The organism is Paenarthrobacter sp. NPDC089988 (assembly GCF_044748465.1).
GTDB lineage: Bacteria > Actinomycetota > Actinomycetes > Actinomycetales > Micrococcaceae > Arthrobacter.
The window spans coordinates 1-24347 of record NZ_JBIVGD010000036.1 but is presented as its reverse complement, the minus strand read 5'-3'; the positions used below and the strand labels follow the sequence as shown (position 1 = coordinate 24347).

27 protein-coding genes and 1 pseudogene are annotated in these 24347 nt (G+C 62.0%); 9 read left to right on the top strand and 19 right to left on the bottom strand.

All coding sequences use genetic code 11. The features are described from left to right. Positions 1–363 precede the first annotated feature (363 nt). Complete coding sequence (locus ACIPV6_RS23240) at positions 364–786, bottom strand: hypothetical protein (RefSeq protein WP_400273156.1); 423 nt, start codon at positions 784–786, stop codon at positions 364–366. 271 nt (positions 787–1057) lie between these two features. Between ACIPV6_RS23240 and ACIPV6_RS23235 the strand changes: the two genes are divergently transcribed. Continuing rightward, complete coding sequence (locus ACIPV6_RS23235) at positions 1058–1795, top strand: ANTAR domain-containing protein (protein WP_400273155.1); 738 nt, start codon at positions 1058–1060, stop codon at positions 1793–1795. A 4-nt stretch (positions 1796–1799) separates the two neighbouring features. On the opposite strand, the gene ACIPV6_RS23230 is transcribed toward ACIPV6_RS23235, so the two are convergent. From ACIPV6_RS23230 to phnD, 5 genes are read right to left on the bottom strand one after another with little or no spacing between them, the layout of a single operon-like run. Further along, a complete protein-coding gene (locus tag ACIPV6_RS23230; protein WP_400273154.1) occupies positions 1800–2411 on the bottom strand; it encodes a TetR/AcrR family transcriptional regulator in 612 nt (203 codons plus the stop codon). After that, the gene (locus ACIPV6_RS23225; protein WP_400273153.1) at positions 2404–3171 is read right to left on the bottom strand and encodes a tyrosine-protein phosphatase; all 768 of its coding nucleotides are present in this window, start codon (positions 3169–3171) and stop codon (positions 2404–2406) included. Before ACIPV6_RS23225 ends, ACIPV6_RS23230 begins: the two co-directional genes overlap by 8 nt. 11 nt (positions 3172–3182) lie before the next feature. Further along, positions 3183–4028 (bottom strand): phosphonate ABC transporter, permease protein PhnE, encoded by an 846-nt coding sequence (phnE, locus tag ACIPV6_RS23220; protein ID WP_400273152.1) that lies wholly within the window; start codon positions 4026–4028, stop codon positions 3183–3185. Beyond that, positions 3997–4824, bottom strand: coding sequence for a phosphonate ABC transporter ATP-binding protein (gene phnC / locus ACIPV6_RS23215; RefSeq protein WP_400273151.1), 828 nt, complete (start codon positions 4822–4824; stop codon positions 3997–3999). The genes phnE and phnC overlap by 32 nt, the downstream gene beginning before the upstream one ends. Next, positions 4821–5720, bottom strand: coding sequence for a phosphate/phosphite/phosphonate ABC transporter substrate-binding protein (gene phnD / locus ACIPV6_RS23210; protein ID WP_400273150.1), 900 nt, complete (start codon positions 5718–5720; stop codon positions 4821–4823). Before phnD ends, phnC begins: the two co-directional genes overlap by 4 nt. Before the next feature lie 170 nt (positions 5721–5890). On the opposite strand from phnD, the gene ACIPV6_RS23205 reads away from it, so the two are divergent. After that, positions 5891–7255 (top strand): MFS transporter, encoded by a 1365-nt coding sequence (locus tag ACIPV6_RS23205; protein WP_400273149.1) that lies wholly within the window; start codon positions 5891–5893, stop codon positions 7253–7255. On the opposite strand, the gene ACIPV6_RS23200 is transcribed toward ACIPV6_RS23205, so the two are convergent. Then, a complete protein-coding gene (locus ACIPV6_RS23200; protein WP_400273148.1) occupies positions 7252–7497 on the bottom strand; it encodes a hypothetical protein in 246 nt (81 codons plus the stop codon). The genes ACIPV6_RS23205 and ACIPV6_RS23200 overlap by 4 nt on opposite strands. Before the next feature lie 131 nt (positions 7498–7628). On the opposite strand from ACIPV6_RS23200, the gene ACIPV6_RS23195 reads away from it, so the two are divergent. Next, positions 7629–8081 carry an SRPBCC domain-containing protein gene (locus ACIPV6_RS23195; RefSeq protein ID WP_400273147.1) on the top strand — a complete coding sequence of 151 codons (453 nt, stop codon included), beginning with the start codon at positions 7629–7631 and terminating at the stop codon, positions 8079–8081. 36 nt (positions 8082–8117) lie between these two features. Here the strand turns inward: ACIPV6_RS23195 and ACIPV6_RS23190 are convergent, their stop codons facing one another. The 3 genes from ACIPV6_RS23190 to ACIPV6_RS23180 all read right to left on the bottom strand — a co-directional run bounded on the left by ACIPV6_RS23190 (position 8118) and on the right by ACIPV6_RS23180 (position 11358). After that, the gene (locus ACIPV6_RS23190) at positions 8118–8642 is read right to left on the bottom strand and encodes a hypothetical protein (RefSeq protein WP_400273158.1); all 525 of its coding nucleotides are present in this window, start codon (positions 8640–8642) and stop codon (positions 8118–8120) included. Between the two features lie 397 nt (positions 8643–9039). Next, positions 9040–10263 carry a hypothetical protein gene (locus tag ACIPV6_RS23185; RefSeq protein ID WP_400273146.1) on the bottom strand — a complete coding sequence of 408 codons (1224 nt, stop codon included), beginning with the start codon at positions 10261–10263 and terminating at the stop codon, positions 9040–9042. A gap of 345 nt (positions 10264–10608) precedes the next feature. Next, positions 10609–11358: a DUF1648 domain-containing protein gene (locus ACIPV6_RS23180; RefSeq protein WP_400273145.1), complete on the bottom strand. Its 750-nt coding sequence runs from the start codon at positions 11356–11358 to the stop codon at positions 10609–10611. Between the two features lie 186 nt (positions 11359–11544). On the opposite strand from ACIPV6_RS23180, the gene ACIPV6_RS23175 reads away from it, so the two are divergent. The 3 genes from ACIPV6_RS23175 (at position 11545) to ACIPV6_RS23165 (ending at position 13272) form a co-directional block, all read left to right on the top strand. Continuing rightward, positions 11545–11769, top strand: a complete 225-nt coding sequence (locus tag ACIPV6_RS23175; protein WP_400273144.1) for a hypothetical protein — start codon at positions 11545–11547, stop codon at positions 11767–11769. Between the two features lie 173 nt (positions 11770–11942). Beyond that, positions 11943–12503, top strand: a complete 561-nt coding sequence (locus ACIPV6_RS23170; RefSeq protein WP_400273157.1) for a GrpB family protein — start codon at positions 11943–11945, stop codon at positions 12501–12503. An 82-nt stretch (positions 12504–12585) separates the two neighbouring features. Then, positions 12586–13272: a hypothetical protein gene (locus ACIPV6_RS23165; RefSeq protein ID WP_400273143.1), complete on the top strand. Its 687-nt coding sequence runs from the start codon at positions 12586–12588 to the stop codon at positions 13270–13272. A 120-nt stretch (positions 13273–13392) separates the two neighbouring features. Here ACIPV6_RS23165 and ACIPV6_RS23160 read toward each other — a convergent pair whose 3' ends face one another. Both ACIPV6_RS23160 and ACIPV6_RS23155 read right to left on the bottom strand, forming a co-directional pair. Then, on the bottom strand, positions 13393–14076 hold the full coding sequence (locus tag ACIPV6_RS23160; protein ID WP_400273142.1) for a hypothetical protein: 684 nt from the start codon (positions 14074–14076) through the stop codon (positions 13393–13395). A gap of 111 nt (positions 14077–14187) precedes the next feature. After that, a complete protein-coding gene (locus ACIPV6_RS23155) occupies positions 14188–15375 on the bottom strand; it encodes a TerC family protein (RefSeq protein WP_400273141.1) in 1188 nt (395 codons plus the stop codon). Between the two features lie 335 nt (positions 15376–15710). Here ACIPV6_RS23155 and pnuC point away from each other — a divergent pair, with 335 nt between their 5' ends. From pnuC to ACIPV6_RS23140, 3 genes are read left to right on the top strand one after another with little or no spacing between them, the layout of a single operon-like run. Beyond that, complete coding sequence (gene pnuC, locus ACIPV6_RS23150; protein ID WP_400273140.1) at positions 15711–16376, top strand: nicotinamide riboside transporter PnuC; 666 nt, start codon at positions 15711–15713, stop codon at positions 16374–16376. Beyond that, on the top strand, positions 16373–17488 hold the full coding sequence (locus ACIPV6_RS23145; protein WP_400273139.1) for an AAA family ATPase: 1116 nt from the start codon (positions 16373–16375) through the stop codon (positions 17486–17488). Before pnuC ends, ACIPV6_RS23145 begins: the two co-directional genes overlap by 4 nt. After that, positions 17485–18231, top strand: a complete 747-nt coding sequence (locus tag ACIPV6_RS23140) for an NUDIX hydrolase (protein ID WP_400273138.1) — start codon at positions 17485–17487, stop codon at positions 18229–18231. Before ACIPV6_RS23145 ends, ACIPV6_RS23140 begins: the two co-directional genes overlap by 4 nt. Here the strand turns inward: ACIPV6_RS23140 and ACIPV6_RS23135 are convergent. From ACIPV6_RS23135 to ACIPV6_RS23105, 7 genes and pseudogenes are all read right to left on the bottom strand, one after another. Then, positions 18228–19307, bottom strand: coding sequence for a hypothetical protein (locus ACIPV6_RS23135; RefSeq protein ID WP_400273137.1), 1080 nt, complete (start codon positions 19305–19307; stop codon positions 18228–18230). The genes ACIPV6_RS23140 and ACIPV6_RS23135 overlap by 4 nt on opposite strands. 23 nt (positions 19308–19330) lie before the next feature. After that, positions 19331–19876: a hypothetical protein gene (locus ACIPV6_RS23130; RefSeq protein ID WP_400273136.1), complete on the bottom strand. Its 546-nt coding sequence runs from the start codon at positions 19874–19876 to the stop codon at positions 19331–19333. A 38-nt stretch (positions 19877–19914) separates the two neighbouring features. Continuing rightward, positions 19915–20322, bottom strand: a complete 408-nt coding sequence (locus ACIPV6_RS23125; RefSeq protein WP_400273135.1) for an SRPBCC domain-containing protein — start codon at positions 20320–20322, stop codon at positions 19915–19917. After that, the gene (locus tag ACIPV6_RS23120; protein ID WP_400273134.1) at positions 20319–20630 is read right to left on the bottom strand and encodes an ArsR/SmtB family transcription factor; all 312 of its coding nucleotides are present in this window, start codon (positions 20628–20630) and stop codon (positions 20319–20321) included. Before ACIPV6_RS23120 ends, ACIPV6_RS23125 begins: the two co-directional genes overlap by 4 nt. A 930-nt stretch (positions 20631–21560) precedes the next feature. Beyond that, the gene (locus tag ACIPV6_RS23115) at positions 21561–21875 is read right to left on the bottom strand and encodes a hypothetical protein (protein WP_400273133.1); all 315 of its coding nucleotides are present in this window, start codon (positions 21873–21875) and stop codon (positions 21561–21563) included. A gap of 385 nt (positions 21876–22260) precedes the next feature. Continuing rightward, positions 22261–22749 carry a hypothetical protein gene (locus ACIPV6_RS23110; RefSeq protein WP_400273132.1) on the bottom strand — a complete coding sequence of 163 codons (489 nt, stop codon included), beginning with the start codon at positions 22747–22749 and terminating at the stop codon, positions 22261–22263. A 279-nt stretch (positions 22750–23028) separates the two neighbouring features. Continuing rightward, positions 23029–24347: pseudogene (locus tag ACIPV6_RS23105) on the bottom strand (hypothetical protein); the annotation flags it as partial.

Genomic DNA, 24347 nt, shown 5'->3' with positions numbered 1-24347 from the left:
GCGACAGAGCGTCAAAATCATGCCGGAGCCGGCAGGCCAGCACACCCATATCCTGCACCAGGAAACAGGCTACGAAAAAGGTAACGAGCGTCCGGGGGAAGGGGGTGTTTGGTGAGAGAGGGTCCGGGGGGAGGGAAGGTCAACAGCAAGCGCAGATGTAGCAGATCATGAACTTTTGAGCTTTTTGCCGAAATGTTCATGATCTGCGACATTTCGCCGTCCTGCTGCCTGCCCGACCAGACCGCCCGGCGGGTGTGACCTCCCGACCTTCTTTGACGGAGGAACGGCCACTTCGCAACTGCAGCAGGTTGCAAAGTGGCCGTTCGTTTGGGGAAGTGGGTCAGGAAGGCACGCCCACTAGCCTTAGCCCCGGCCCATCGAACTCGAAGGATCCTCGCCACCCTCTGAGGGGTCTGCCCGGAGTTCGTCCGGATCACCCTCCGGCAGGCCTGCCGGTCCGGGGACTTCCCCCGAAGCCGTGGGGATGTCCTGGTCGCCTTCGCGGTCCTGGTTGATGTCGCTGTCGGTCACGCCCGCGTCGTGGTGGGTGTGTTCTTCGTGCGCTTCACCGTGTCCGTCCACGGCGAACGAGCGGTCATCGTCCTGTTCGCCGGGTACCTCTGAGTCCATGGCGTTGGATCCCTCGCTGATGGACGAGTGCACCTGGATGTCGTCGGCCTTCTCGTTGGGGTCGGGGACCTGGCCCTTGTCCACTGGATCGGACGTGCCCGCCAGGTCCTCCATTGCGTTCTCTGCTGCCTTGTGGATGCTGTCTTCGATGCCCATGCGATGACTCCTTTTCGATCGATGGTCTGTGCGGCGGACCGGAACTACAATGGTAAGCATACTTAGTTATCGGTGGATGCGACAGCCGTAAGGAGTTGACAGAACGCCGTTTGATCCCTTCACAAAACCGCAGGTCAGCGCTTGCCGTGGCGCACTTTGTACCGGTGATCGTTGGACGATAAGGTATCTTCAGACCGTTTTGCAGAGGGCGGCAATCTCCGCTCCTTTGCTGTAGGCCAGGGACGCTTTTCAGTCAGTAGGAACACGTCACATGGTCAACCCCCGCCCCGAGCAGGAAGCTCTCCAGAATGGTTACTTTCTGGATCTTGTCCTGGGTAGCGAAGATGTCGAGGCGTTTCTGACGGACTTGGCCGCCTTCTCGTCCGAAAGTCTCTCGCTCTCCGATGCTCCCGTTTTTTGCGGCATCACCGTCTTGCGCAAGAAGCGCGCCGCCACCGCCGCCAGCAGTGATGAACGAGCCCGGGTCCTCGATGAACTCCAAAACACTTACGAGGGTCCCTGCCTGACTGCGATGGACAGCATGGGCTCTGTTTTGGTTCCGGATCTGATCCGCGAACATCGCTGGCCGGAGTATGTGGAGGCCGCGGCCGGACAAGGCCTGCGGTCCGTCCTCAGCGTTCCTCTTGTGGTTGAAGGGGACACCAGGGCAGCGCTCAATCTTTACTCCGAGCGAGCACATGCTTTCAACGACGCCGACGTTGAGCGCGCCGACGTCTTCGCCTCGCACGCCTCCAAATCGCTGCGCCTGGCCCTCAAAATCGCTCAGCTCAGCGATGCCCGCAACGATCTCGCGGCGGCCATGCAGTCCCGCACCATCATCGACCTGGCGGTCGGAGCGATCATGGCCCAGAACCACTGCAGCCAGGAGGAGGCGTTCACCATCCTCCGGACGGCCTCAAGCAACCGGAACATCAAACTGCGTCATTTGGCGCAGTCGATCATCGCCGCAGTCTCGTCAGGCAAGGTCACGACGCACTTCGAGGAGTAGGAATTCAGTCCCGCCGCAGCGCGCCCTCCCATACGAGCTTCACGGCGTTCCGAACACGCTCCTGCGTAGCCTCCGGAGAGGAATCCGGCCCTCGAACCACCATCTGGTAGTAGTACACGCCGTTGATGAGGTCGATCATGGCTTCGATGTCCAGGTCCGCCGCAAGCTCTCCCGATTCGATGCCGCGGCGGATTTCCGCAGCCACAGGTTCGCGGCGTCGGGAAACGTGTTGGTTCCAGGACAGTGCCCGGAGCTGGTCGTTTTCCAATCCCATGGCCACACGCTTCTTCACGAGCGCACCCACTCGTCCGTCCGCGTCGGCGGAAGCGTCCTCGTAGGAGCGGAGAATCGTCTCCAAGGTGGTGGCCCCTCGCTTCAACTCAACGTGTGAGCGGACGCTGTCCAGTGCCGCGGCAAGCAGTTCCTCGCGGCTGCTCCACCGCCGGTACAGGGCTGCCCTGCTCACGCTGGATCTCTCGGTGATGGCGGAGATGGTGACGTCCCGGGTGTCCCGTTCCAGCAGAAGTTCCACGGTGGCAGACAGCACCGAGGTCTCCAGCGCGGTATCCCGCGGACGGCCCGGACGGCGGTCCTCGACAGCAACGGAATCAGGCATCGACAACAACCAGTCGCTCGCGAAGCAGTGCGATGGTGGAATCGGACAGACCGGCCCGCCGGATCGGTTCCAGAACACTTCCGTGCCGCGCCACCAGCACTTCCTGCATGGCTTCCATCGATTCAGCGTGGGCGCCCATCATCGCGCCCATGCCCTGCACTGCTGCCTCGTCCAGGACGCGGTCCGGCATGAGGCCACCCATGATGGCCCGCAGGCGGGGGAACAATTGCGGCAAACGGGTTGCAGTGACGGCATAGTCGGCGGAGATGGTCTCCGGTGCAGCACCCAGGGCAGAAAGCACGACGGCGGCGAACACTCCCGTACGGTCCTTGCCTGCCGCACAGTGGAAGACAGTGGCACCGTCGGACATGGCCACGAGCGTCACCCCAAGAGCGAGCTGGCGGGCCTGCGATTCCAGGAGCCCGGCATACCAAGTTCCTACCTGTGCAGGCGTGGTGGAGGCGGACATGAGTTCGCGGTCGATGTCCTCGGGGCCGGAAACCGACGAGGTCAGCGCAAGGTGGTGGTAGTTCACGCCGGGAACGGTCAGCGGACCGCGGCCGGTCAGGAGCGCCTCCTCGGCCGAACGGAGGTCGATGACGGAGGTGACGCCGTCGTCGATCATTTGCTGGGCGAACGCGGCCGGCATCACGGACACGTCATCGCTGCGCAGGAGCACGCCGGGACGGGTGGTTCCGCCGGAAACCGGCAGCCCGCCAAGGTCGCGCAGGTTCACGGGAGCAAGATCAAGAGTTTCCAAGAGAGCTGTTCCTAGCTGAGTTTGGCGCGGATGAAGGCGCTGACCCGGTCGATGATGGTGACCAGCACAATGATGCTGATGATGATGGCGCAGAGGTGCCCGTAGTCGTACATGCGCATGGCCGTGGTGAGTTCCAAACCGATGCCGCCTGCCCCCACCAAGCCCAGGATGGTGGCGCCCCGGACGTTTCCTTCGAACAGTAACAGCGTGTAGCTGACCAACAGGGGAGCAGCTTGGGGGAGGACTGCATAGGTGATGATCTGCCGCTTGCTCGCGCCCACGGCTGTGAGTGCCTCCACGGGCCCGGGTTGCACAGATTCCATGGCTTCGGCATAGACCTTGCCGATGGAGCCCACCGAACCGAGCACAATGGCCAGGATGCCTGCGAACGGTCCCAGGCCCACGGCCGAGACGAACATGAGGGCGAAGATGAGTTCGGGGATGGAACGCAACACGTTCAACACGGCCCGGCAGGACGTGTACACCCAGCGCGGGGCAACGTTGCTGGCAGCACCAAAACTGAGCAACAGGGAGAAGAGCGCGCCGAGCACCGTACCCACCAACGCCATCTGCAGCGTCTCCACGAGGAGCTTGATGATGATGCCGAATTTGTCGAACGTCGGCGGGAAGAGCCGGCCCAGGAAGTTGCCCATGTTGGGGATTCCGGTGATGAGCTTGTCCGGGTTGAAGCCGGCGCCGAGTCCGGCCCACACCAGGACGACGGCGACAAGCACCCACAGTGCGGCGCCACGCGGGGTGGGCAGGCCGAAGGGGCGGGAGAGCCGGATCCGGTCGGCTTCTGCCAAGGAAGGGGGAACCGGCGCTTCAGTTTTCGAGGAGCTCAGTGTCTGTTCCATAGATCTGCTGCACCTCCTTTTCGGTGAGTGTGGTGGCGGGTCCTGCGAACACGAGCTCGCCGGAATGAAGTCCCAGCACGCGGTCGGCGTACCGGCGGGCGAGGCCCACAACATGCAGGCTCACGATCACGGGGATCTGTTCTTCGCGGGCGATGTCGCGGAGCAGGCCAAGGATGGTTCCGGCGAGCCGGGGGTCCAGCGATGCGACTGGTTCGTCGGCGAGGATCAGCCGGGGCTGCTGCATGAGCGCCCGGGCGATAGCCACGCGCTGCTGCTCGCCGCCGCTGAGGTTACGGCACGGCTGCTTGGCTTTGTGCGCCAGACCAACCCGGTCCAGGAGTTCCAGGGCCCGTGATCGCTGTTCCCGGTTGAAGGTCCCGAGCAGATTAATGGCGCCGGCCGAGTGCAGGCCACCGGTCAAGACATTGGTCAGCGCGGTCAGGCGCGGCACCAGGTTGAAGTGCTGGAAGACATACCCGACGTCGGAACGCAGCTCCCGCAGCCCGCTCGCCGATTGTCCGGCCACGGACCTGCCCGCGACCTCCAAGGTGTCGGCCGTGAAAGGAGCGATGCCGGTCAGGGTCTTCATGAGCGTCGACTTGCCGGAGCCCGAGTGGCCCAGCAGGGCCACGACTTCGCCGGGGTAGACGTCCAGGTCAACACCGCCCAATGCCACCTGCTCTCCGTATTGCACCCTGAGGCGACGCGCGCGGACGGTGGGTTCAGTACGTGAGGCGGGCGCCGCCGTCGTGCGTTCCCCAGGCGTTGTGCGTTCCACGGGTGACAGGAGGCTCAACGGAGGTCCTCGAGGTCGACGCCAATGGATTCGGCCACGTCAACCAGCGGGGCGTAGGTGCTGAATTCCGGATCCGCCGTGGGTTCGCCGCTGAGGCCCAGGGTCTTGGTGATCTGCGCGTTGCCTGCCATAAGGGCGGGGAGCTTGGCCTTCAGCGCTTCGCGGGCCTCGTTGTCCAGGTCCTTGCGGACCACGATGGAAACGCCGACGGGAATGGGACCGGACTTGGCAATGATGGTCACCTGGTCCTCCTTGATGACGCCCTTCTGCACGAACGTGGGGTAAAGCTGGCGGGCGGTGCAGGCGACGTCCACGTTGCCGTTGGCCATGGCCAGGACCGCGGAGTCGTGGGAGCCGGCGAATGTGCTCTTGTAATCGGTGCCGTCCACGAGTCCGGCCTTGGCGAACAGCGACTTGGGCATGAAGTAGCCCGTGGTGGAGCCGGGATCGACGAAGGCAACCTGGTGGCCCTTGACGTCGGCGGCCGAGGTGATGCCACTGTCCTTGCGGGCCAGGCAGAAGCTGGCAGGCTCCGTGCTGGCACCCCATACGAGGAGCGGGTCCACGCTGCCGGTCTTGTACGCGAGGGCTGCGGAGAACTGGCTGAGGACTGCGACGTCCACCGAGCCGTTGCGGACCGCCTCCACCACGCCCAGGTAATCGGCGGGCTGCTGGTTGGTGACGGTGCGTCCGGATGCTTCGCCCACCATGTTGGCGAGGTCGGTGAAGATGGCCTGCTCATTGGGGTCGTCGGTGCCCGGGGGCGTGGCGAAGACGAGCTTGGTCTTGTCCTGGTTGCCGGCCGCAGTGGCGTCGCCGGAGCATCCGGCAAGCGCGCCGGTGAGGGCGACGAGGCCCAGTAGTGAGGTTGTGATGATGCCTGCACGAGCGTGCATGGTGGTGCCTTCCGTCATGGTGTTGGGTGACGGAATTACGAAACCAGCGGTATCTGAATCGGAATTACGAGACTGCCGTACTTGAAATGGCCTGAAGGTTAAGAGTTGGGGCGTCCCGTCCTGTGGGCCCGTTTCGTGACCCGAAGCAACCATGTACCAGACTGGGGTAGGTGACCAACAGAAACTCCCGACCAGGCCTGGCGATCGCCGCGCTCAGCATCGGTACCGCGCTGAATCCGCTGAATTCGTCGATGATCGCGGTGGCCCTGGTGGTGTTGCGGGAGGATTTCGCGCTCGACGTCGCCACGGTCACCTGGGTGATTACGGCCTTCTACCTCGCGTCCGCCGCCGGCCAGCCGCTCATGGGCCGGTTCGCTGATCGCTTTGGTCCACGCCGTTTGTTCACTTTCGGCATGGCCATCGTGGCGGTGACGTGCGCCATCGCGCCCTTCCTGCCGAACTTCGCGTTGGTCTGCGTTGCCCGGGCCCTGATGGCGGTGGGCACAGCCACGGCGTATCCGTCCGCCGTTGTCATGGTCACCGACCTCAGCCGGCTGGCCAACGTGCCAACCACCCGGCCACTCGGGCGGATCCAGATGGCCAACACTTCCGCTGCCGCCGTGGGGCCCGTGGTGGGTGGCCTGCTGGTGAGCCTGTTCGATTGGCAGGCGTTGTTCGTCATCAACGTGCCGCTGGCGCTGATCGCGTTGCTGGTGGTGCAGCGGACCGCGCCCGCCGACGCCGACCGGGAGACCGGTTCCCTGGGCAAGCTCATTCGCGATTCGGACATCCCCGGCATCCTCGCGTTCGTGGTCTCCCTGATGCTTGCCATGATGGCACTGCTGAACGTGATGCCCGACTTCCGCTGGTACCTCCTGGGCGCCGCCGTGGTAATCGGCGCGCTCTTCGCCTGGCGTGAGCTCCGCTTCAATCCTCCGTTCCTGGACCTCCGCCTGCTGGGCCGGAACCGTCCGCTTCTCTTCATCTACCTGGTGTTCGTGGTCTTCAGCGGGGTCTACTATTTTGCGTTCTTCGGCCTTCCGCAGTTGCTCCAGGAAGCAGGGAATTACGACGCCGGACTGGTCGGCCTGCTCATGCTTCCCCTTGCGTCGATGTCCGTTTTGGTGACGCCGCTGACCGTCCGGCTGATTGAGCGGTTCGGCGTCCGGGGCGTGCTGATCACCGGGGTGCTGGTGCTCACGGTTGCGTCCGCGGCGCTTGGCCTGCTGACCCTGTCCCTGTGGCCACCGCTGGTGCTGGTCCTCACCGCCGTCATGGGTGTGCCCTACGGTGCGGTGAGTACGGCCTCCAACCAAGGCCTGTACGTATCGGCGCGGCCGGAGGACCGCGGCGTCGCAGCCGGGATCCTCCAGACCTGCCGGTACTTGGGCGCCATCACGGCCACTGTGCTGATTGGTGTGTTCTACGGACCCGGTGTGAACCAAGCCAACTGGGGCTTGATGGTCCTGGTGATGCTGGCGTTGAGCGCCGTTGTGATTGTGCTGTCAGTGATGTGGCGGAAACCGGCGACCTAGTCCGAGATGATCCGGATGCTCACCTCGGGCAGTTTCTCGATAATGCGCCGCGGAATGTTCCCTTGGAAGGCGAGCCAGAGGATCTTGCCGCTGGGTGTTACTGATTCAACCTTTCCGCGATCAACGAACTCGCCGTGATCGTAGACTTCCACGTTCCGTCCCCTGAGCCCGGTCCAGTCCGTAGCCACAACCCAGCCGATGCCCGGTTCGACGGCAGCCCGGGTTTCCTGTGTTCCAGTCATGAGTCATCCCTCTTTTGTGCGTGAGTCTTTTCAACTCAGTGGCGAGCCCCCGTGGTTCATGACGGCACAGTTCAAAAAATGGGTGCCCGCAGGGGAAGCGCTGGGGAATGCCTGAATGTAGCATCTGGAATATGTCCAACGACTCCGCCATCAAGGCCGCCACTGTCAGCAAGACGTTCAGCCGCAGCACCCAGGTATCCGCCACCATCAATGCGACCCCGGCCAAGGTTTGGAGCTTGCTGACCACAGCAAGTGACTACGCTAAGTGGAACTCCACGGTGGTTTCGCTGGAGGGCGAGATCACACCCGGCTCCACCATCCGGCTCGTCTCAACGCTGGATTCGAGCCGGACCTTCAAGCTCAAAGTCAAGGAGTTTGAACCCGCCCGGCGCCTCTCTTGGGGTGACGCCCTGGGCACCCGCGTGTACACGCTCACGGAAACGAACGGCGGCACGCGCTTCGAGATGAACGAACGCATTGGCGGCCCCATCTTCCCGCTGTTCGCCAGCAAGATCCCGTCCTTCGACGCGAGCTTTGAGCAGTTCGCGGCCGACCTCAAATCGGCAGCGGAGAAAGCCAGCTGAATACACGACGCCGGCAGCTGGACTCCGTGGGGCGCGTCACCTCAGAATGACCAGCTGCTGGGTTGCCCTCGTCATTGCCACATAGCGGTCCACGGCACCCTCGATGCCATCACCGAATCCGTCCGGTTTCACGAGGACCACAAGATCGAACTCCAGCCCCTTCACCAGTTCCGGTGACAGGACACGGACGCGTGGCGACGCTGGGAGCGAGCCCCATCCGGCGTCGTGCGTTGCTATGACGCAAGCGACGCCATCGGCGTTAGCTGCGAGCCAATCGGTAAGAAGCTTCTCCAGGTCATCCACTTGGCCGTGCCGCACCGGCGGGCCGCTGCGGATGGATGTGGGCACGTTGGCGTCGGGGAGTGCGGCGCGGATCACGGGCTCAGCAGCGGCCATGACTTCCTGGGGAGTGCGGTAGTTGATGGTCAGGCTGGTCTGGTGGGTGGTCCCCAGCCCCACGCGTTCCAGCCGCTCCTCCCAGGATTCGCGGAAGCCGTGGCGGGCTTGGGCGCGGTCGCCAACCACCGTGAAGCTCCGCAACGGGCAGCGCTGCAGGAGCATGTGCCACTCCGCATCCGTAAGTTCCTGTGCCTCGTCCACCACGATGTGCGCGAACGGACCAGCCAACACATCGGGGTCAGCGACGGGTACATCCTCGACGAGTTTCTCCAGCATGTCCTCGCCGCGGAGCATGGACATGACCATGAGCTCGGAGTCGTCGGCGGCGATGAGGTCCTCCACCACACGGTCCATCAGTTCCTTCTCCGCAGCTGCTTCTGCCTGTTGGCGTCGCCTGTTCTTCGCGGTCTCAGGGTCTCCGAGGCGCTGCCGGGCTGCGTCGAGGAGCGGGAGGTCGGGGATGGTCCAGGCTGTGGGGTTGGTTCGTTGCAGCGCCTTGACTTGTTGTTCAGTGAGCCATGGAGCGCAACGTTTTGCGAAGGCCGGGACGCTCCAGAGATCAGCGACCAACTCCGCGTAGTCCAGAAGAGGCCAGGCCTTGGTGAACGTTTGCGTCAGTTCTGCGTTCTGCGAGAAGGCTCTTTTTAGGAGGTCCTCGGGGATTTCGTCGGTATCGAACTTGTCCAGCAGGATGATCATCAGCTCGTCCCAGACCTCCCCGCGGGCCTCGTTGTGCGGGGTGCCGGGGCTTGGCGTTGAAGGCCTCGGCCCAGTCGTCCTCGCTGAGCCACACGTCCGCCCATGGCGTCTCCACTTCCATGCCTTCCGTGGGCGGTTGCTCGTACAACCGGATTGCCTTTTCGACGGCCTTGACCATGTCCGTTTTTGACTTGAGGCGTACGACGGCGGCAGCCGGCTCGGGCGCCGCGGCGGCTCCTTCGGGAACCAGATCCCGGATGGTGCACGTCTGCACGCCCTCTTCGCCCAAGCTCGGAAGGACGTCCGCCACGTAGTTCAGGTAGGGGCGGTGCGGTCCGATGAACAGGACTCCGCCGCGGCGATGCCCCAGCCGGGGATCGGAGTAGAGCAGGTAGGCGGCACGGTGCAAGGCGACCACAGTCTTACCGGTACCCGGACCGCCGTCGACCACCAACGCACCACGGGACGAAGCCCGGATGATGGCGTCCTGGTCCGCCTGGATGGTGCCGAGCACATCCCGCATTTTGGCCGAGCGGCTGGAACCGAGGCTGGCGATGAAGGCGGAGAGGTCTTCAAGCGCTGCCGTGCTCCCTGTTTGTTCTTGGCCAAAGGATTCGTCCCAATAGTCCGTGATCCGGCCGCGGGTCCACCGGTAGCGGCGACGGCCGGCCAAGCCCATGGGGTTGGCGTGGGTGGCACCGAAGAAGGGCTCGGCGGCGAGGGAGCGCCAGTCGATGAGGAGGCGTTGGCCGTCGCTGTCCGTGAGGCCGAGGCGGCCGATGTAGAGGAGTTCGGCGTTCTCTGTTGTGGTGACGCGGCCCAGGCACAGGTCCAGGCCGTACGATTTCAGGGCCTTGAGCCTGCCCGTGAGCCGGCGGGTTTCGACGTCCTTTTCCACGGCTTCCTGGCCAAGGCGGCTGGGGGCTCTCTTGATGGTTTCCAGTTGCTCTTCGAGGTCGGCAATGGTTTGTTCCAGGCTGGCGGCGATGGCTGCGAAGTGCTGTTCGTCTTTGGCCACGAGGGCTGGGTTGTCTTTGGGGGATAGGTGCTCGGGCAGGTTGAAGGCACTGGTTGCGAGTGGCATGGGAGCTCCTTGGTCCGGATTCGGCTCTCAATTGTGCAGGAACCCCTGGGCCTTGCGGCAAGGCCCCCTGTGCCGTATAGATTGAAAGTGAGGAGAGGCGTTCTCCTCTTTTTTGTGTGCTTCTCTCGGGCCCATTCCGCCGCCATTTCGATGCGTAGCTGCCCACAGTGCCGTGCGAACCATCGAATGGGCAGCAAGCCATCGAATCGGCGGTCTCCGCGCTCGCTCCATCTAGACGCTTGGCTGCGTGTTCGACGGTAGGAATCGTCTAATGCACAGGGAGCCACCGAAATGGATGCCTCGACGCAGACATGTGGGAGGGCCGCTCGGAATTGTGGGGTTTTCTTACAGCGAAGCGATGGTTCCGAGTACCAGTGGGCCGATCACCAAGACGATCAGGAAGATGACCATGACCGCACGTCCTTTGCGATTGCCCACATTCACCGTCAGGCCGATGCCTGTGCCGGGTCGTTTGGGGACAAGGATGTGCGGGTCGTCAGGATTGTTGTAGAGGATGCCCGCGACCCAGAGCTTGTCTTGTTCCTCTTCGGCCGCTGTGGGGCGAATCCCCTGAGCCAGTGCGGTCCGGCGCGCCCAGCGTGAGGCCATGGTGTATGAAACCGGGATCACGCCGAGGACCAGTGCAATGAGTAAAAGGGCGGGCCACGAAGAAACATGATCCGGATCAGACCATCCTGCCAAGGCAAAGAATGCGAACACGATGGCTATCAGGAACGAGGTGCCGCCGAGGGCCGCAATGGTGCCGCGGATCAAACCTTCCCGGTGATAGAGCTCCCTAGGGCTCGGTTCCTTATCCGGAAGTACCATCTTCGGCACCGCCGCTGCGATGATCGCCAGAAGCACGACAACTCCGGCGGCCGTCAGGAGAGAAAAGAAAACCGAGCCGAAGGTCTTCGGGGACCAGGCATCAGGGCGTCCTCCTGGCCCCCAGTGGGTTGCAACCACGTCGGGAAGGGACTCAAAGATGCGGACCCCGTAGACGAAACAGGCCAGTACGATGATGCCCGCTGTGAGATGCAGCAGCCAGAGCGGGCCGCGTCCACGCTCTATGCGGGTTTCAGTTGCGCCAGTCACGAGGGTCAGCCTAGTCCGGCGTGGAGTCAACGGATAGCGGGTCTATTCCTCGCCGGTTCCTTGCCGTGGCTCCGGCGGTTGTACTCTTGTGCAGGCCGATGCTTATCAGCCAACTAAACGCGTCAGCGCATCTGTAGGCCCACACGGGGGCCCATTCCACGGATGTCACTGGAGAAGGACTGCTCTTTGAAGAAGCCGATGTTTGTTTTCCTGGTTACTGCAGCCGCAATTGTGATTGCTGCACCCGTCGCCTGGGCCACTGCTTGGCTCATGAGCGGGAACACCCCCAGCCCTCTGGTGCTGGGTGTCGGCGTAGTGGCGGGGTTGATCGCCGGGACCTTGGGTGGTTCCCGCTTCTGGGATGAACGGAAAGCGATTCGTGAGCGTGCTGCACAGGACGACGAAGGTTGAGTATCCCTTTTCCAGTCCAGGATGAAGCCGCCAGTTAGACGCGTGGCTGCGCGTTAGGTGGCAGGCGACATCTAACTCGCAGCAAGTCGTCGAATCGGAGCTTTCCGCGCCGCGTACGAGCCATCCAGGTGCCTGGTCTGCCAGCTAAGTGAGGGTGGCAAGATATTCACGTGATGGAAAACGCCAAGCCCCGACGGCCCGACGTGGTTGAAGTCGAGCTCATAGGCGGGGTTGAAAAGCGACACCTTGAATTGAAGATGTACGACGACCAATGGCCCGCCAAATACGTTGACCACGAACGCCGTATCAAGGCCGCCCTCGGGAAGCAGGCCATCGAGGTAGAGCACATTGGTTCTACGTCTGTCCCCGGCTTGGCCGCTAAGCCCGTCATCGACATTCTCGTCACGGTCCGTGAAATCACAGCCGAGGCAGAGTACCTCGACGCACTCGTGGCCGCCGGCTATGAGCTCCGCGTCCGGGAACCGGGGCATCGTATGGTGCGAACACCGTCAAAGGACGTGCACGTACATGTTCTTGAGGACGGTGATCCTGCAGTTGATGACTACCTCCTTTTCCGCAACCGCCTTCGCACCGACCCGGGTGATCGGGCTCTCTATGAAGAGACCAAGCGTGCCCTGCTGAGTCGTTCGTGGGCAGACATGAATGCGTACGCCGAGGCCAAGACCGGAGTGATCTCAGCGATCAAGGCACGCGCACGCGCGAGCCGCACTTAGCCCCTGGATGTAAGCTTCAGTGGGCTTGTCGCAGCCTCGGCACACTAACAACTTCGAAGTACTGGCAAGGACGGGCACGGTCGTGGCATCAAGAGAGGATATATGGGTCAAGGTTGGTCCGGGTCAGGCGAGGAAAGCCGCGAAGGTCTACGCATCACTCGGTGACCGCACGCCCAGGGAGCGGACAAGCACCGTTGGATCCATGGCTTACGTGGTGTGGGTCGCCTCGCTCGCTGGTCTGGTTCTCCGCCGCGGTCCGGTCACGGTCATTGCCGGTACGGCCAGCGACTTCCGAAGGATGTTCAGGGTAAGGTTCACGATTGCTGTCGCAGTGGGCCCCGCACTCGCGATTCTCTTGAACACGGCTCTCCCGGTACCACAACGGCTTTGGGCGTCTGTGGCATTCGAAGCGGTGGTCCTGGCTTTGATCATAGCCATCCTGCCATCGCGCAGGTTCCACCGAACACGAGGCGTCCTCCCAAGTCTTCGCGTATGGAAAAAATGGAAGGGGGCCAGGGAGGTTTGGATGCTCTACGCCTTGATCCACGATCCGAAGCTCCCCGCCGACGAACTTGAAAGCACCCTGCGCAGCCTGGTTCCAGACACGGGCGCCGCCTCGGCGGCCTTGGTGTGCACCACGGCTGAATCGCAGGTGGAGGTCTTGCAGCGCCTCGGTTTCGTCCGGGACAGCGAGCGTAGAGGGCTCATGTATCGCACTTCAGACGAGCGGAACTCAAACCCGGATGGGCTGTCGTTAGAGGTAGCGTGAAGCACCAGTCGACAACCCAAGGCCGCCGTTTAGATGCTTGGCTGCTTCTTAGACGATAGGAGTCGTCTAATGCGCAGCGAGCCATCGAAACGGGCTTCCATGGGTTCCCTGCCTTGCGATCTACGTCTGCTGCTCTGCCAGATAGTGTCTCACCGGCGGTTGGGCGACGTGGATGAGCCGGATACGCTGTTGATCCGGTCGCCAAAGGAGTGCCTGCAAGCGTCCATCGGCCAGCAGTGTCAACTCCACGGTGTCGCCTTTGCGCACAGGTCCGATGGGGTTGAAGAAGCGGTACACGATGCTGAAGGATCGTGGCCAGCCGTTGACATCTTCAGCCTCCAGGTGGACCGCAAGGGCGCTTCGGTTGCCAGCCTTTCCAGTGACCGTGGCCTGGACAGTCCTCCACTGAGCGCCTGAGGCAAGCAGCTTTCGAGTCCGGCCAAAGTCCGTGAGATCGCCCCAAAAACACAACAAGCAGGCCAAAGCGGCGAACGGGAGGAGTGCGCCAAAGACAACGGGATCCGGGTGATTCGAGTCGTCAGCTCCGTCCACCCAGATGTCGAGTGGATCGGACGTTGAGACGTTCAAAGCCACAGGAAAGCCGACTCCTGGCAAGGTGCCACACCCGGCGTTAACTCCTGCGACGCCTTGCAACTGCTGCTCACCCACCGTGTAGGCAACATGGAGCGTCCGCCGAAGACTGCTTCCTTCCCACACGGGAAGCGCAGGCTCGGTGGCCACGGTTGCCTTCAGAATGGTGTCTTGGGTGATCAGGACCCAAGCACTCCCGACATCGTTACGCATACGCTCCTTCCACGCGAAGTACGTGCACGGTTTGTGAGGCCCACGGGAATGGATGGCAAAGCAGCGCTGCCCCAGAGAATGCCGGGGCAGCGCTGCTTTCCCAGCAGGGCCTTACCGCTTCAGGAACTCCTCATGCTGCCGGTGCGCTTCCTTCACTTGCTCGCGGATCGTCTCCACGTCCTTGGCCTTGTTCCGGTACTTCAACGGCATCTGCACAATCTGTGCTTCCTCCGCGGTCAGTGCCCGGTAGATGCGCTCGCGTTCGGCGGCGTCGGCGGTGTAGTCGAGGTCGAGGTAGTCGACGGCGTGGCGACGCGCGTTGTTGATCGCGGTCTGGGCCTTGCCGGCCGGGCTGAGCAGCGACAGGAGCACGGTGACCACCAGGGTTCCGCAGATCACGCTGAGCGAGAGACCCGTGGAGATCTCAAGAACGTTGACGTGCTCGCCGCCATTGATGAACGGCAGGTTGTTCTCGTGAAGCGCGTGCAGGATCAGCTTGACGCCGATGAACGCGAGGATCGCGGCAAGGCCGTAGGACAGGTAGATGAGCCGGTCCAGCAGGCCGTCAATCAGGAAGTACAGCTGCCGCAGGCCCATGAGCGAGAACGCCGTGGCGGTGAACACGATGAACACGTTCTGCGTCAGGCCGAAGATTGCCGGAATGGAGTCGAGCGCGAACAGGATGTCCGTGCCGCCGATCGCCACCATCACCAGGAGCATAGGGGTTAGCGCACGCTTGCCGTTGACCACCGTGAAGAGCTTGTCGCCGTCGTACTTATCGGTGGTGTGGAAGAGCCTTTTGGCGAGCCGGATGATGAAGTTGTTCGCTTGATCGTCACCGTGGTCGCCGGGCTTGAGGAGGTTGCCGGCGGTCAGCAGGAGGATCAGGCCGAACAGGTAGAACACCCACGCGAACGAGTTGATCAGCGCGGCGCCCAGGAAGATGAAGCCGGTCCGGGCGATCAGCGAGAAGACGATGCCGAACAGCAGCACCTTCTGCTGGTCCTCACGCGGCACCCGGAAGCTGGCCATGATGATCAGGAAGACGAAGAGGTTGTCGACGGACAGGGCCTTCTCCGTGATGTATCCGGCGAAGTATTCGGACCCCATTTGGGCTCCGCCGAAGACCAAAACCAGAATGCCGAAGACAACGGCCAGGCCCACATAAATGGACGACCATATTGCTGCTTCCTTCAGCGATGGAACGTGGGCTTTGCGAATGTGGAAGAAGTAGTCGAAGGCGAGAAGCGCCAAAATAAGGACGATCGTGATGCCCCAAATGAGGGGAGAGACGGTCATGTGATCCTGCTTTCGTGAGGGGCGTGTAACTCAGCGAGGGTCAAAAACTATTGCCATAAACCTACCGGGTTGGGTCGCCTGGCGTTGGTTCATGGCTGTGTGGGGGGAGTACGACGGCGAGTGGCTGGGGTGGCTGCCTCCGGAAGTTGAGCGGGTGAATCGTCAGGGTGTCCTACGTAGTTTCCAACGATCTTGGTTGTGATCCCGGTTCCGGAATTGCCGGGTTTACTCTGTCGCGCACATCACATGGACCGGATATCGCGTGACCTCCCCGCTTCGGGCAAGCATGGTGTACTCTCATTATTATCAACTTGATAATAACGATTGGAGGGGCCATGGATGCCCTGCTCGACTGGATGAACTCCCCGGCTGTTTCCAACCTTCTCGGCAGCCCCGTGAGCTGGATCGAAGTCATCGGATTCGTCACCGGCGCAGCTTGCGTCTATGGGGTTGCCCGGCAGAAACTGTGGAGCTGGCCGGTTGGCATCGTGAACAACATCGCGTTCATGATCTTGTTCCTGGGAGCTGGTCTCTACGGCGATACGGCGCTGCAGGTTATCTTCGGCGTCGTTGGCGCTTATGGCTGGTTCAACTGGATCCGCGGAAACCGGAGCGCCGCAGCGAAAGACGACCTGCCCATCCGCGATGCAAACCGTGCCGAAATCGCCTGGGGAGTAGGCATCACGGCGGTCGCGACGGCGCTGGTGGGATGGATGCTCGCCGTCGAAACCAATTCCACTGTTCCGTGGCCCGACGCGTTCATCCTTGCCGCATCGCTGGTGGCCACTTACGGGCAGGCCAAGAAGATCATGCAGCAGTGGTACGTCTGGATCATCGTGGACATCGTCTCGATACCGCTGTACTTCGCGAAGGGGCTGGCGCTCACCGGCATCCTCTACATCGGCTTCCTGGCGCTCTGCATTTACGGCCTGGTGGACTGGAACCGTGCACGCCGGCTGCAGGGCGTTGACGTCGCCACGAGCGAAGGAGCGCTGGTATGAGCCGCTACGGCAACGGACTTGTCATCGGAAAGTTCTACCCTCCACACGCCGGGCATCGGCACCTGATCGAGGCGGCAGCAGCTGAGTCGGACAACGTTTATGTCATCGTCCTGGGCACTCGCTTCGAGTCAATAAGCATGGCTGACCGAGCTCACTGGCTTTCCGCCGAATTCGAAACTCACGCGAATGTGCGAATCCTCGTCCAGGTTGATGATTGCCCCGTGGATTACGGCTCGGACGAGATCTGGAAGGCCCACGTTGAAGTAATGCGCTCAGCTTTGCAGAACGCTGGGGTTGCGAAGGTTGATGCCGTTTTCACTTCGGAGATGTACGGGTACCAACTGGCGGATGCCTTCAATGCGCAGCACGTCCTGGTGGACCCTGACCGGAGCGAGTTTCAAGTCAGTGGCACTCTCTGCAGGGATGACCTCAACGCGGCCTGGCCGCACATCATTGAACCTGCCCGGCAGGGTTTGGCTACGCGAATCATCGTGGTCGGGGCAGAGTCCACCGGAACCACTACCTTGACGCGGGCGCTCATGGATCACTACCGAGGCCAGTACCCAACGATTGGGGATGTCCCCGAGTACGGGCGCCTGCGGACCTACGAAAAGCTCGACGAGCTCCGAAGCCTAAATCCCGGCGCGGGCGTTGAGGACCTGGTGTGGACCACCGAGGATTTCGACCTCATTGCGAAGCGACAGAACGAGTTGGAGAACGCCGCGGCATCCCAGTGCCCGTTGGTCATCGCCGATACCGACTCGCTGGCGACCGTACTGTGGGAGCGCCGATACGTGGGGCCGGACAGCTTCGGCGCTGCGGAGGCTGCCGCGAACCTCCTTGGGCGTGAGGTCTATCTACTGACTGATCACGAAGGTGTCGACTTCGAGGACGACGGTATCCGCGACGGTGAGCACATCCGGGCAGACATGACCGAGTGGTTCAAGGAGGCACTGACCGCAGCGGGACACTCCTGGGTGCTGGTGACCGGCAGTCACGAACGCAGGATGGTTACGGCCACCACCATCATCGACCTCATACTGGAGCAACGGTCCACATTCAGTTCACCGCCGTGGGCCAAACGAACCGTCCTGACAGGAGCCACCGCTTGAACAGCGAAAAGAAATTTTTGGCGTCATACCGGCCCGAGGACTATCCCGCTACCGCTGTCACCGTGGACCTGGTTGTGTTGGCGGTCGCGCAGGGTGTTCTGCACGTTGCGTTGGTTCGGCGAGGTGAACACCCATTCAAGGGCGCCCTCGCATTGCCCGGCGGCTTCCTTCACCCTGATGAGGACGCCCTGCATGCTGCGTGGCGAGAGCTCGCCGAGGAAACAGGCATGACGTTGCCTTCACCGGAGGCGCACGTGGAACAGCTCGCGACCTACAGCTCGCCTGACAGGGATCCCCGCATGCGGATCGTGTCGATAGCCCATCTGGTACTGCTTGCCACCGACGGTCTGACCCTGCCTCCGCTCTCAGCCGGGTCTGATGCGGCGGGTGCTGAGTGGTCCCCGGTTCACGAGACACTCAAGGGTGATCTCGCCTTCGACCACGCAGCCATCATGCGCGACGGGCTGGACCGGCTCAGCGGCAAAATGGAGTACACGCTGATTGCGGCACGGCTCCTGCCGGAGTCGTTCACGGTGACCCAGCTCCGTACCGTTTACGACGCCGTGTGGAACACTTCCCTGCCGGCTGGCAACTTCACGCGCAAAATGGTCCCGCAACTACACGACACCGGTCAGAAGATACGGGCGGCTGCCGGTGGTGCACCGGCTGCGTTGTTCAACGCGACGGACAAACACATTCACCCGCCGCTGGCTCGGCCAGTTGATGGACGAGTTGTTGGTTAGAAGCTTCTGACCAGCGTCCATTCGTCCCAGTTGTTCTCCCGGCGCCAGTGTTGGCGGGGTTCTTCGGTTTCCCTGAGCCTGTCCGTGAGCCACAGCGTTGTGTCTGGATTCCAGCCCGCGATGACGCTGGCTGTGCCCTGGGCGGGGTCCACCTCCAGTGCCCGTCCTGCCAAGTGGAGGTAGCCGTTCACCGTCAGATGTACGGCGTCCCAGCGTGTGGCTACCTGCTCCCAGTCCGGGATCACCCAGTGCCCGTCGCGGCCGGTGGTGCGATACCAGTCATGGCGACGCGAGGCCGTGACCTGGGACGGGAAGTCCCGGCAGAGCGTGACCCAATCCTCGGCGGCCTCGACTTCGAGAATCCGGCCGGATCCCGAGACGGGAATGACGGTTGCTTCTTCCCATCCCAGTGAGTCTTCGATGAGGTCGAGTCCCTCAGGTATCCGACTCATGGTTTGAATGAGGCGGTAGGGGATGGACCACCATTCGCCGCTTACTTGGGCCCTGAGGTCCGCCGGAAGTTGCCAGGCGCTGCGGAATTCCACGTCAAGCGTGTGCTCCGTCCACTCGGAGAGCGTCTGGCTCGGGTTCCGTGACAGTGGTGTGGGGTCAGCGGCCGATCTCCAGTCGACTGCCCATTGTTGTGCGCTGAACTGATCGCCCCAGTCGTTGGCTGCACGGGTGGCGAGGACACCTCTGGCGACATGTTCAAGCGCATCGGCCAGGCGTTCGTCGGCAGCCAAGACATCCTCACCGTCCGGCTGCTGCCAATACCGTGCTGTGTCGACTGCCCGACGCAGGGCCTTCTGTATGAGGGCGTCATTGATGCGGTGCAGATCCAGCCGGGACATCCGGTCGGCCAGTTCTGCAACCGTCGGCTTGGGCATTGGAGGCGGAACCTCGCCCGACGGAGCGAACGACGACATCATGACACGGGACTTACCCGCACCGGGATCGCGGTCGTAGCCCAAGTCGAAGACTGCAATGCGGACTTCGTCGTCAGCCTCCATCGCGAGTTCAAGACACAGGCGCCGCCCCCGTGGTCCGGCCAACAACGATGCAACATCCAGCTTCATGATTCCCCCAAATCAGTCGTGGTCTATGGCTTGTGGCCAGCCACAAAGCCGAAGTCGTGCTCACCCGGTTCGGGTTCCGGCTCACGCTCCAGCTTGAGGGCATACGTTGGCAGAACCAGGCTGGTCCCGACCCCGCTCCTGGTTTCGAACGTGAAGGAGCCGAAGATGGTCGGATCTTCGCGGTGCCGGAGCAGCAGCGTGGTGTAGGTGCCACGATCCTCGGCCGCTACGGGATGATACTGATCCATATGCCGTCCCCAGATCGGCAGCGAGAGCGGGAACGCCAACTGAACGGACTCAGGGAACAAGCGTGGCACACGGTCCAACGTCAGGACCCTGTCGTGACCATCAGCAGCCCGGATCGTCAGGGTGTTGGGATCGAAACTGTCCGTGCCGCCGTCGGGCATTCTGGTGGCCGACCACGTGAAGGCGGCCGGACTCACGGCGATGGAGTACTGCTCAACGCGGCCATTGACCTGGCACAGCGAAACCGCTTCGTAGGGAACACCCCGGCCTCCGCCGATGACCTTGCCGATTGCGATTGCCAGGAGCTCGGAAGAAGTGTCCATCACTTCATCCTTGCACGGCGCTCGCCGGGTAGTCGCCTCTAGTCGACGCTGACCAGAACGTGGTCGATACGTGTGATCAGGCCGGGCCAGCCGTTGCCCATGCCTTCGATAGCCGTGCGGCCCATAGGGGTGTCCAGGTTGAAGCCGGCGTGTTCGAAGTGCAGGATGGTGCCGTTTTCCGTGGCTTCCAGGGACCACGTGATGGCGGTGTCCAGGACGCCTTCTGCGAAGACGAACGTGATTGACTTGCCGGGTTCGACGGCGGTGACCTCGCACTGCTGCTGGCCCCAGCGGTCCATGTCCATGGTGAATCGGTGGCCGACTACGGGTGCGATATCGCCTGGTGCCCACCACTTCGCGAGGAGTTCCGGCGTTGTCAGGGCAGCCCATACGGCTTCGGGGGAGTGGGCGAAGGTGCGCTCAAGGCGGATGGCGTTTTCAGTCACGGGTTTTCCTTATCCAATAGTTCGCCCAGGGCATCGAGCCGCTGGTTCCAATATTGCTCGTAGTGCTTCAGCCAGCCGCTGACTTCCTGCAGGCCCGCGGCTTGCAGGTGGTAGATCCTGTGCCGGCCTTGCCGTTCCTCGCGGATCAGTCCGGCGTCCTTCAGGACCGTCAGATGTTCCGACGCCGATGAGCGGCTGAGTGCCAAGCGACCCGTCAGTTCGCCCGCCGACAAGGGGCCGCCGAGGAGGCTGTCGAGGATAGTGCGCCGCGAGGGGTTCGCGAGGGCGCCGAAGACGTCGGGAAGCACTCGACGATAATATGTCGGAAAATTCCGAAATGACAAGATGCTGATCGACTATCGCTAGCCCCTTGCGTTCCTCCGAGCAAGCGGACATCCGCAGTTGCTGACTAATCCAAATTGTTGAAACGCTGAGGGTGGGGCGTTGCCCTCAAGGTCTCTATCAGTTAGGCATGCCGCCTGGGTGAGCTTGACTTAGGTGCCGCAAGGTACATCGGTCAGCTCGTCGTAGGCTGCAGCTGTGTAGCGGGTACTACCCAGATACACTTCGCCGTATGTCTCTGTGCGGTATGAGGTGTTGTTTGCGTTGTTGCACCAGTAGGCGTGGTCATTCGTGAATGAGCTAGCCGGACCTGAGTAGGTCGTCAGTTCACTCACCACGTTGTTGTAACTGAACCATGCATAGAATCCCGTCCATGAGTCCATATCGGCCGTAGTGAACGTGAAAGGGCAAGAAGTTAGGCTGCTCGAAACGATTCTCTGACCATCCTGATACAACCAAACAGATAAACCGCAACCCGACGGGTAGAGCATAGGAGTCACGGTGACGTCGGACTTGCTGTCCTTCGTCCCATCCGCTGCATATGTTGTAGTTGACGCCGAAAGAATCTTGACTCCCGACTTTCGAATGTTGGCGTCGTGTTCCGCTACCTTTCTGTCGCTAAGGTCCAAAGGACCGCCTCTAACGGGTTTCTTTGAATGGGATTTGCCAACAGTCGACGCTTTGGAACTTGGGTCTTCCGGCGATGCTGTTGCGGCTGGGGCCATCACAAGTGTCCCGAACACGAGGACCGCAGTCATGGCGGTCATTAGTCTCATTGCTTTCAAAGTGATGCCTTTCTCGGCAATGAGGGATCGCAAACAACCTGTTCAGCTGTTCCGTCCTCCCCCAATAACCGCAGCCTCACCGACGCAACGTAAGTGATACAAGCCCTTGATTTATGATTCGTCTCTAGTTAGGGAGCGGATCGCGCGCCCGAAGTCCGCGGTAAGAATTGTCGTCGGGAGCGGGGCTTCAGAGGTACCTGCCCACATCACGATGCGATCCTCGAAACCTGCTGTAATCCCTGAAATCTCAGGGATCCGTAGGAGCCACGCGCTGGTTTGGGATCGATTTATTCGAATAGAGATCGGGCTGGCATGTTGATTTTGAAGCCGGCGCAGGAGGTCGAACCAAGTGACGGCGGCCAGATGACGGAAGCCGAAGTTGGCCATCTCTGCAGCCAAGGCGTCTATCAAATTGGTTGTAGTCATTGGTTCGGATGTACTGGGTTTGAGAGTGAAGAGACCCTCTACTGAGGAGCCCGTGGACGACGTAGTAGGAACTGATGCCCAGCTTGTAACGACTTGCCTGCCCCGCTTGGCGTTGTTAGGACCCGAGATGGTCGAAGGTTGAGCAGTGCCCGTCCCAAGGCTTGCGGCGTATTCTCCAAACTCGTCGGCGGCAGCGCGTCGTTGTCGATGCTGAACGAGCTGTTCCGGCCTGCCAGATCCCGGCGCAAACATTGATCCACCCATAACCACGATTCTCCACCAGTAATGCTGCGGTGACGGACATATTCTTCAGGCGGCACATCGGTGTGTCCAGGTAGAAGCCCACGTGTTCAAAGTGCAAGATGGTGTCGCTTCCCGTGGCTCGTCAGTTCCTTAGGCGCCGATTTGGTATACCCTCGTTTACTGCGGCGAATGACTTCTTATACTCCAGGCTGGCCTCAAGGGTCCATTCCTTGAGCACTGCGACTGTGCCGTGCTGCAGCACCCGCAGGTCTACGAGCGGGCTTTCAGGGAGGTTATAGCCGCTGCTGTTGGCGAAGTAGGTGAGTACACCGATTGGTGGGTAAAGGATCGGGTCATTGCGGTGCAGCTTTGCCAGCGCGAGCCCAGAGACCGCGCCGCGGACGGGTTCCCAGATGTCAATGAGCGCGCAGAATCCGTCGACGATCGCCGAACACCCGGCCACATCAGCTTCATCGAAGCCCAGTTTGAACGAGTCGCCGGAATGGGGGCCAGGGCATCCGTCGGTGACGGAAATGTGAAAGGGAAATACTTCTCGCTTGGATTCTGCTAAAAATCCGAACAAAGAAACGAAGTAGCCGAAACTTGGGTGGAACCTGCCTGCGTCGTCCACGCGAGCCCCATCCTCTACGCTGAGTGAGAGATCCTGAAGACTTCGAGGCAGCGTGTCGTCGTGTGTTCGCTGGCGCGACGCATTGGCGTGCGCCCATTCGATGGGGCGAGAGTCCATAGTCTCCAGGAGTTCCACTGTAGACATGACCCTGACAGCTATTTGCTCTGGGCTAGCGTCTCGGCCCCCCAATATCAATCGAAGGCTTATTGCCCGCAGCGCGGGGTCAAACAGTTCCGAGGCAATCATTGAAAGATCCGATCGTAATAGGGGAATTTATCATCACCGCTCCAGGGGAATGAATTTGACGTCGATGGAGACAGTACAGTCGGGGTGCGATTCGAGGTAGGCATCGACTGCGTCCTCCATCATTTCGCTAAGTTCGCGGTTGTGCGTGAAGATCCACTCCAGTCGACTCCCTGGGGCTCGACCTTCCAAAGCTTCGATCTGCTTGATCAATGTCTGATCAGCCCATTTATTGATCGCCTTCTGAACTGCGGCTTTGCCATGAAACCCCTCGAAGAGGCCTCGGTATACGAGATCATAGTTGCCTTTGATTTCTTGGAAGATCTGGATGGGTGGGCGTCCTCGCCAGAGGTGTCCGTCGAAGGCGATTGATTTCTTTTCACCGGTGGCGGTGATGTAGTCCGTGACATATTCCAACGCGTTGCCTTCGGGCCCGGTGGCTGTGACCCCGGTTGCGAACATCTGGTCCGGCACTCCATTAGGGCTTCGTCCAGCTGGTTCTTGCCAGGTGCCGGGGCCGCCGTCGGTGTCGCCGATGGTGGGTTGGAGGTCGGGGTGGCGGCCGGGGAGGGTGGGGTCGCCGAGGCGTTGGTCGTAGGTGCCGGACGGTCCGGGCGGCTTTGTGGGAGGGGCTGTGTGTGGGGCGTGTTCTGCCGCTTCGTGTGGTGCCGCGGGTTTGGCTGACGGTTCCGGGTGGGTGTGTGACCCGCCGGGTGGTTCCGGGTGGGTGTGCGGGGTGTCGGCCGTGTCGGGCGGGGCAGGGTTGAAGCGTTGGTTCAGGCGGGCCCTGTCGATGGAGTTGGGGTTGGGTTCGGGGGCGGGGGTGTTCCTGGCCCGGTTGTCGATGTCGTCGGTCCAGCGGCCATTGGACGGTGTCCCTGGTGCGGGGGTTGGGTCGGGTGTGGGGTTGGGGTTGTGTTCGTTGAGCCAGCGGGTGACCGGACCAGGCCCACCAGTACCGGCAGAGGCAACCCCTGGTGGTGTTGTTCCCGTGGGGATGCTTGCGGTGGCCGGGGCGGGGTTGTTGTAGTCCTCGATGGTTTTACCTACGGTGGTCAGGAATTCCTGGACGCGGGCGATGCCCGTGTCCAGGTTCTTCGCCCACTCGGCGGCCGCGGCGGACCCGAGCACGGCGCCGGATTTAGTCGCCGTGGTCCCGAGCGCGGCAGCGGCTTCCTCCGGCACGGCTGTTCCCGCCGCACCCGCACCGGCACGGGCTTCGGTGATCGAGGTTGTTTTGGTGATTGTGGTGGGTAGGCCACGGAGCCGATTGGTGAGGGCTGTGAGGCGGGCCTCGAGGGTGAGGCCGCCACCGGCGCCCCCGGTTGCTGCGGTGGCGAGGTCGAAGGTGGTTT

Bases quoted from the DNA above. Each gene is read 5' to 3' on its own strand.
- ACIPV6_RS23240 (WP_400273156.1), bottom strand. From the start codon at position 786: ATGGGCATCGAAGACAGCATCCACAAGGCAGCAGAGAACGCAATGGAG.
- ACIPV6_RS23235 (WP_400273155.1), top strand. From the start codon at position 1,058: ATGGTCAACCCCCGCCCCGAGCAGGAAGCTCTCCAGAATGGTTACTTT.
- ACIPV6_RS23230 (WP_400273154.1), bottom strand. From the start codon at position 2,411: ATGCCTGATTCCGTTGCTGTCGAGGACCGCCGTCCGGGCCGTCCGCGG.
- phnE (WP_400273152.1), bottom strand. From the start codon at position 4,028: ATGGAACAGACACTGAGCTCCTCGAAAACTGAAGCGCCGGTTCCCCCT.
- phnD (WP_400273150.1), bottom strand. From the start codon at position 5,720: ATGCACGCTCGTGCAGGCATCATCACAACCTCACTACTGGGCCTCGTC.
- ACIPV6_RS23200 (WP_400273148.1), bottom strand. From the start codon at position 7,497: ATGACTGGAACACAGGAAACCCGGGCTGCCGTCGAACCGGGCATCGGC.
- ACIPV6_RS23195 (WP_400273147.1), top strand. From the start codon at position 7,629: ATGTCCAACGACTCCGCCATCAAGGCCGCCACTGTCAGCAAGACGTTC.
- ACIPV6_RS23190 (WP_400273158.1), bottom strand. From the start codon at position 8,642: ATGCTCCTGCAGCGCTGCCCGTTGCGGAGCTTCACGGTGGTTGGCGAC.
- ACIPV6_RS23185 (WP_400273146.1), bottom strand. From the start codon at position 10,263: ATGCCACTCGCAACCAGTGCCTTCAACCTGCCCGAGCACCTATCCCCC.
- ACIPV6_RS23170 (WP_400273157.1), top strand. From the start codon at position 11,943: ATGGAAAACGCCAAGCCCCGACGGCCCGACGTGGTTGAAGTCGAGCTC.
- ACIPV6_RS23160 (WP_400273142.1), bottom strand. From the start codon at position 14,076: ATGCGTAACGATGTCGGGAGTGCTTGGGTCCTGATCACCCAAGACACC.
- ACIPV6_RS23155 (WP_400273141.1), bottom strand. From the start codon at position 15,375: ATGACCGTCTCTCCCCTCATTTGGGGCATCACGATCGTCCTTATTTTG.
- pnuC (WP_400273140.1), top strand. From the start codon at position 15,711: ATGGATGCCCTGCTCGACTGGATGAACTCCCCGGCTGTTTCCAACCTT.
- ACIPV6_RS23145 (WP_400273139.1), top strand. From the start codon at position 16,373: ATGAGCCGCTACGGCAACGGACTTGTCATCGGAAAGTTCTACCCTCCA.
- ACIPV6_RS23135 (WP_400273137.1), bottom strand. From the start codon at position 19,307: ATGAAGCTGGATGTTGCATCGTTGTTGGCCGGACCACGGGGGCGGCGC.
- ACIPV6_RS23130 (WP_400273136.1), bottom strand. From the start codon at position 19,876: ATGGACACTTCTTCCGAGCTCCTGGCAATCGCAATCGGCAAGGTCATC.
- ACIPV6_RS23115 (WP_400273133.1), bottom strand. From the start codon at position 21,875: ATGACTACAACCAATTTGATAGACGCCTTGGCTGCAGAGATGGCCAAC.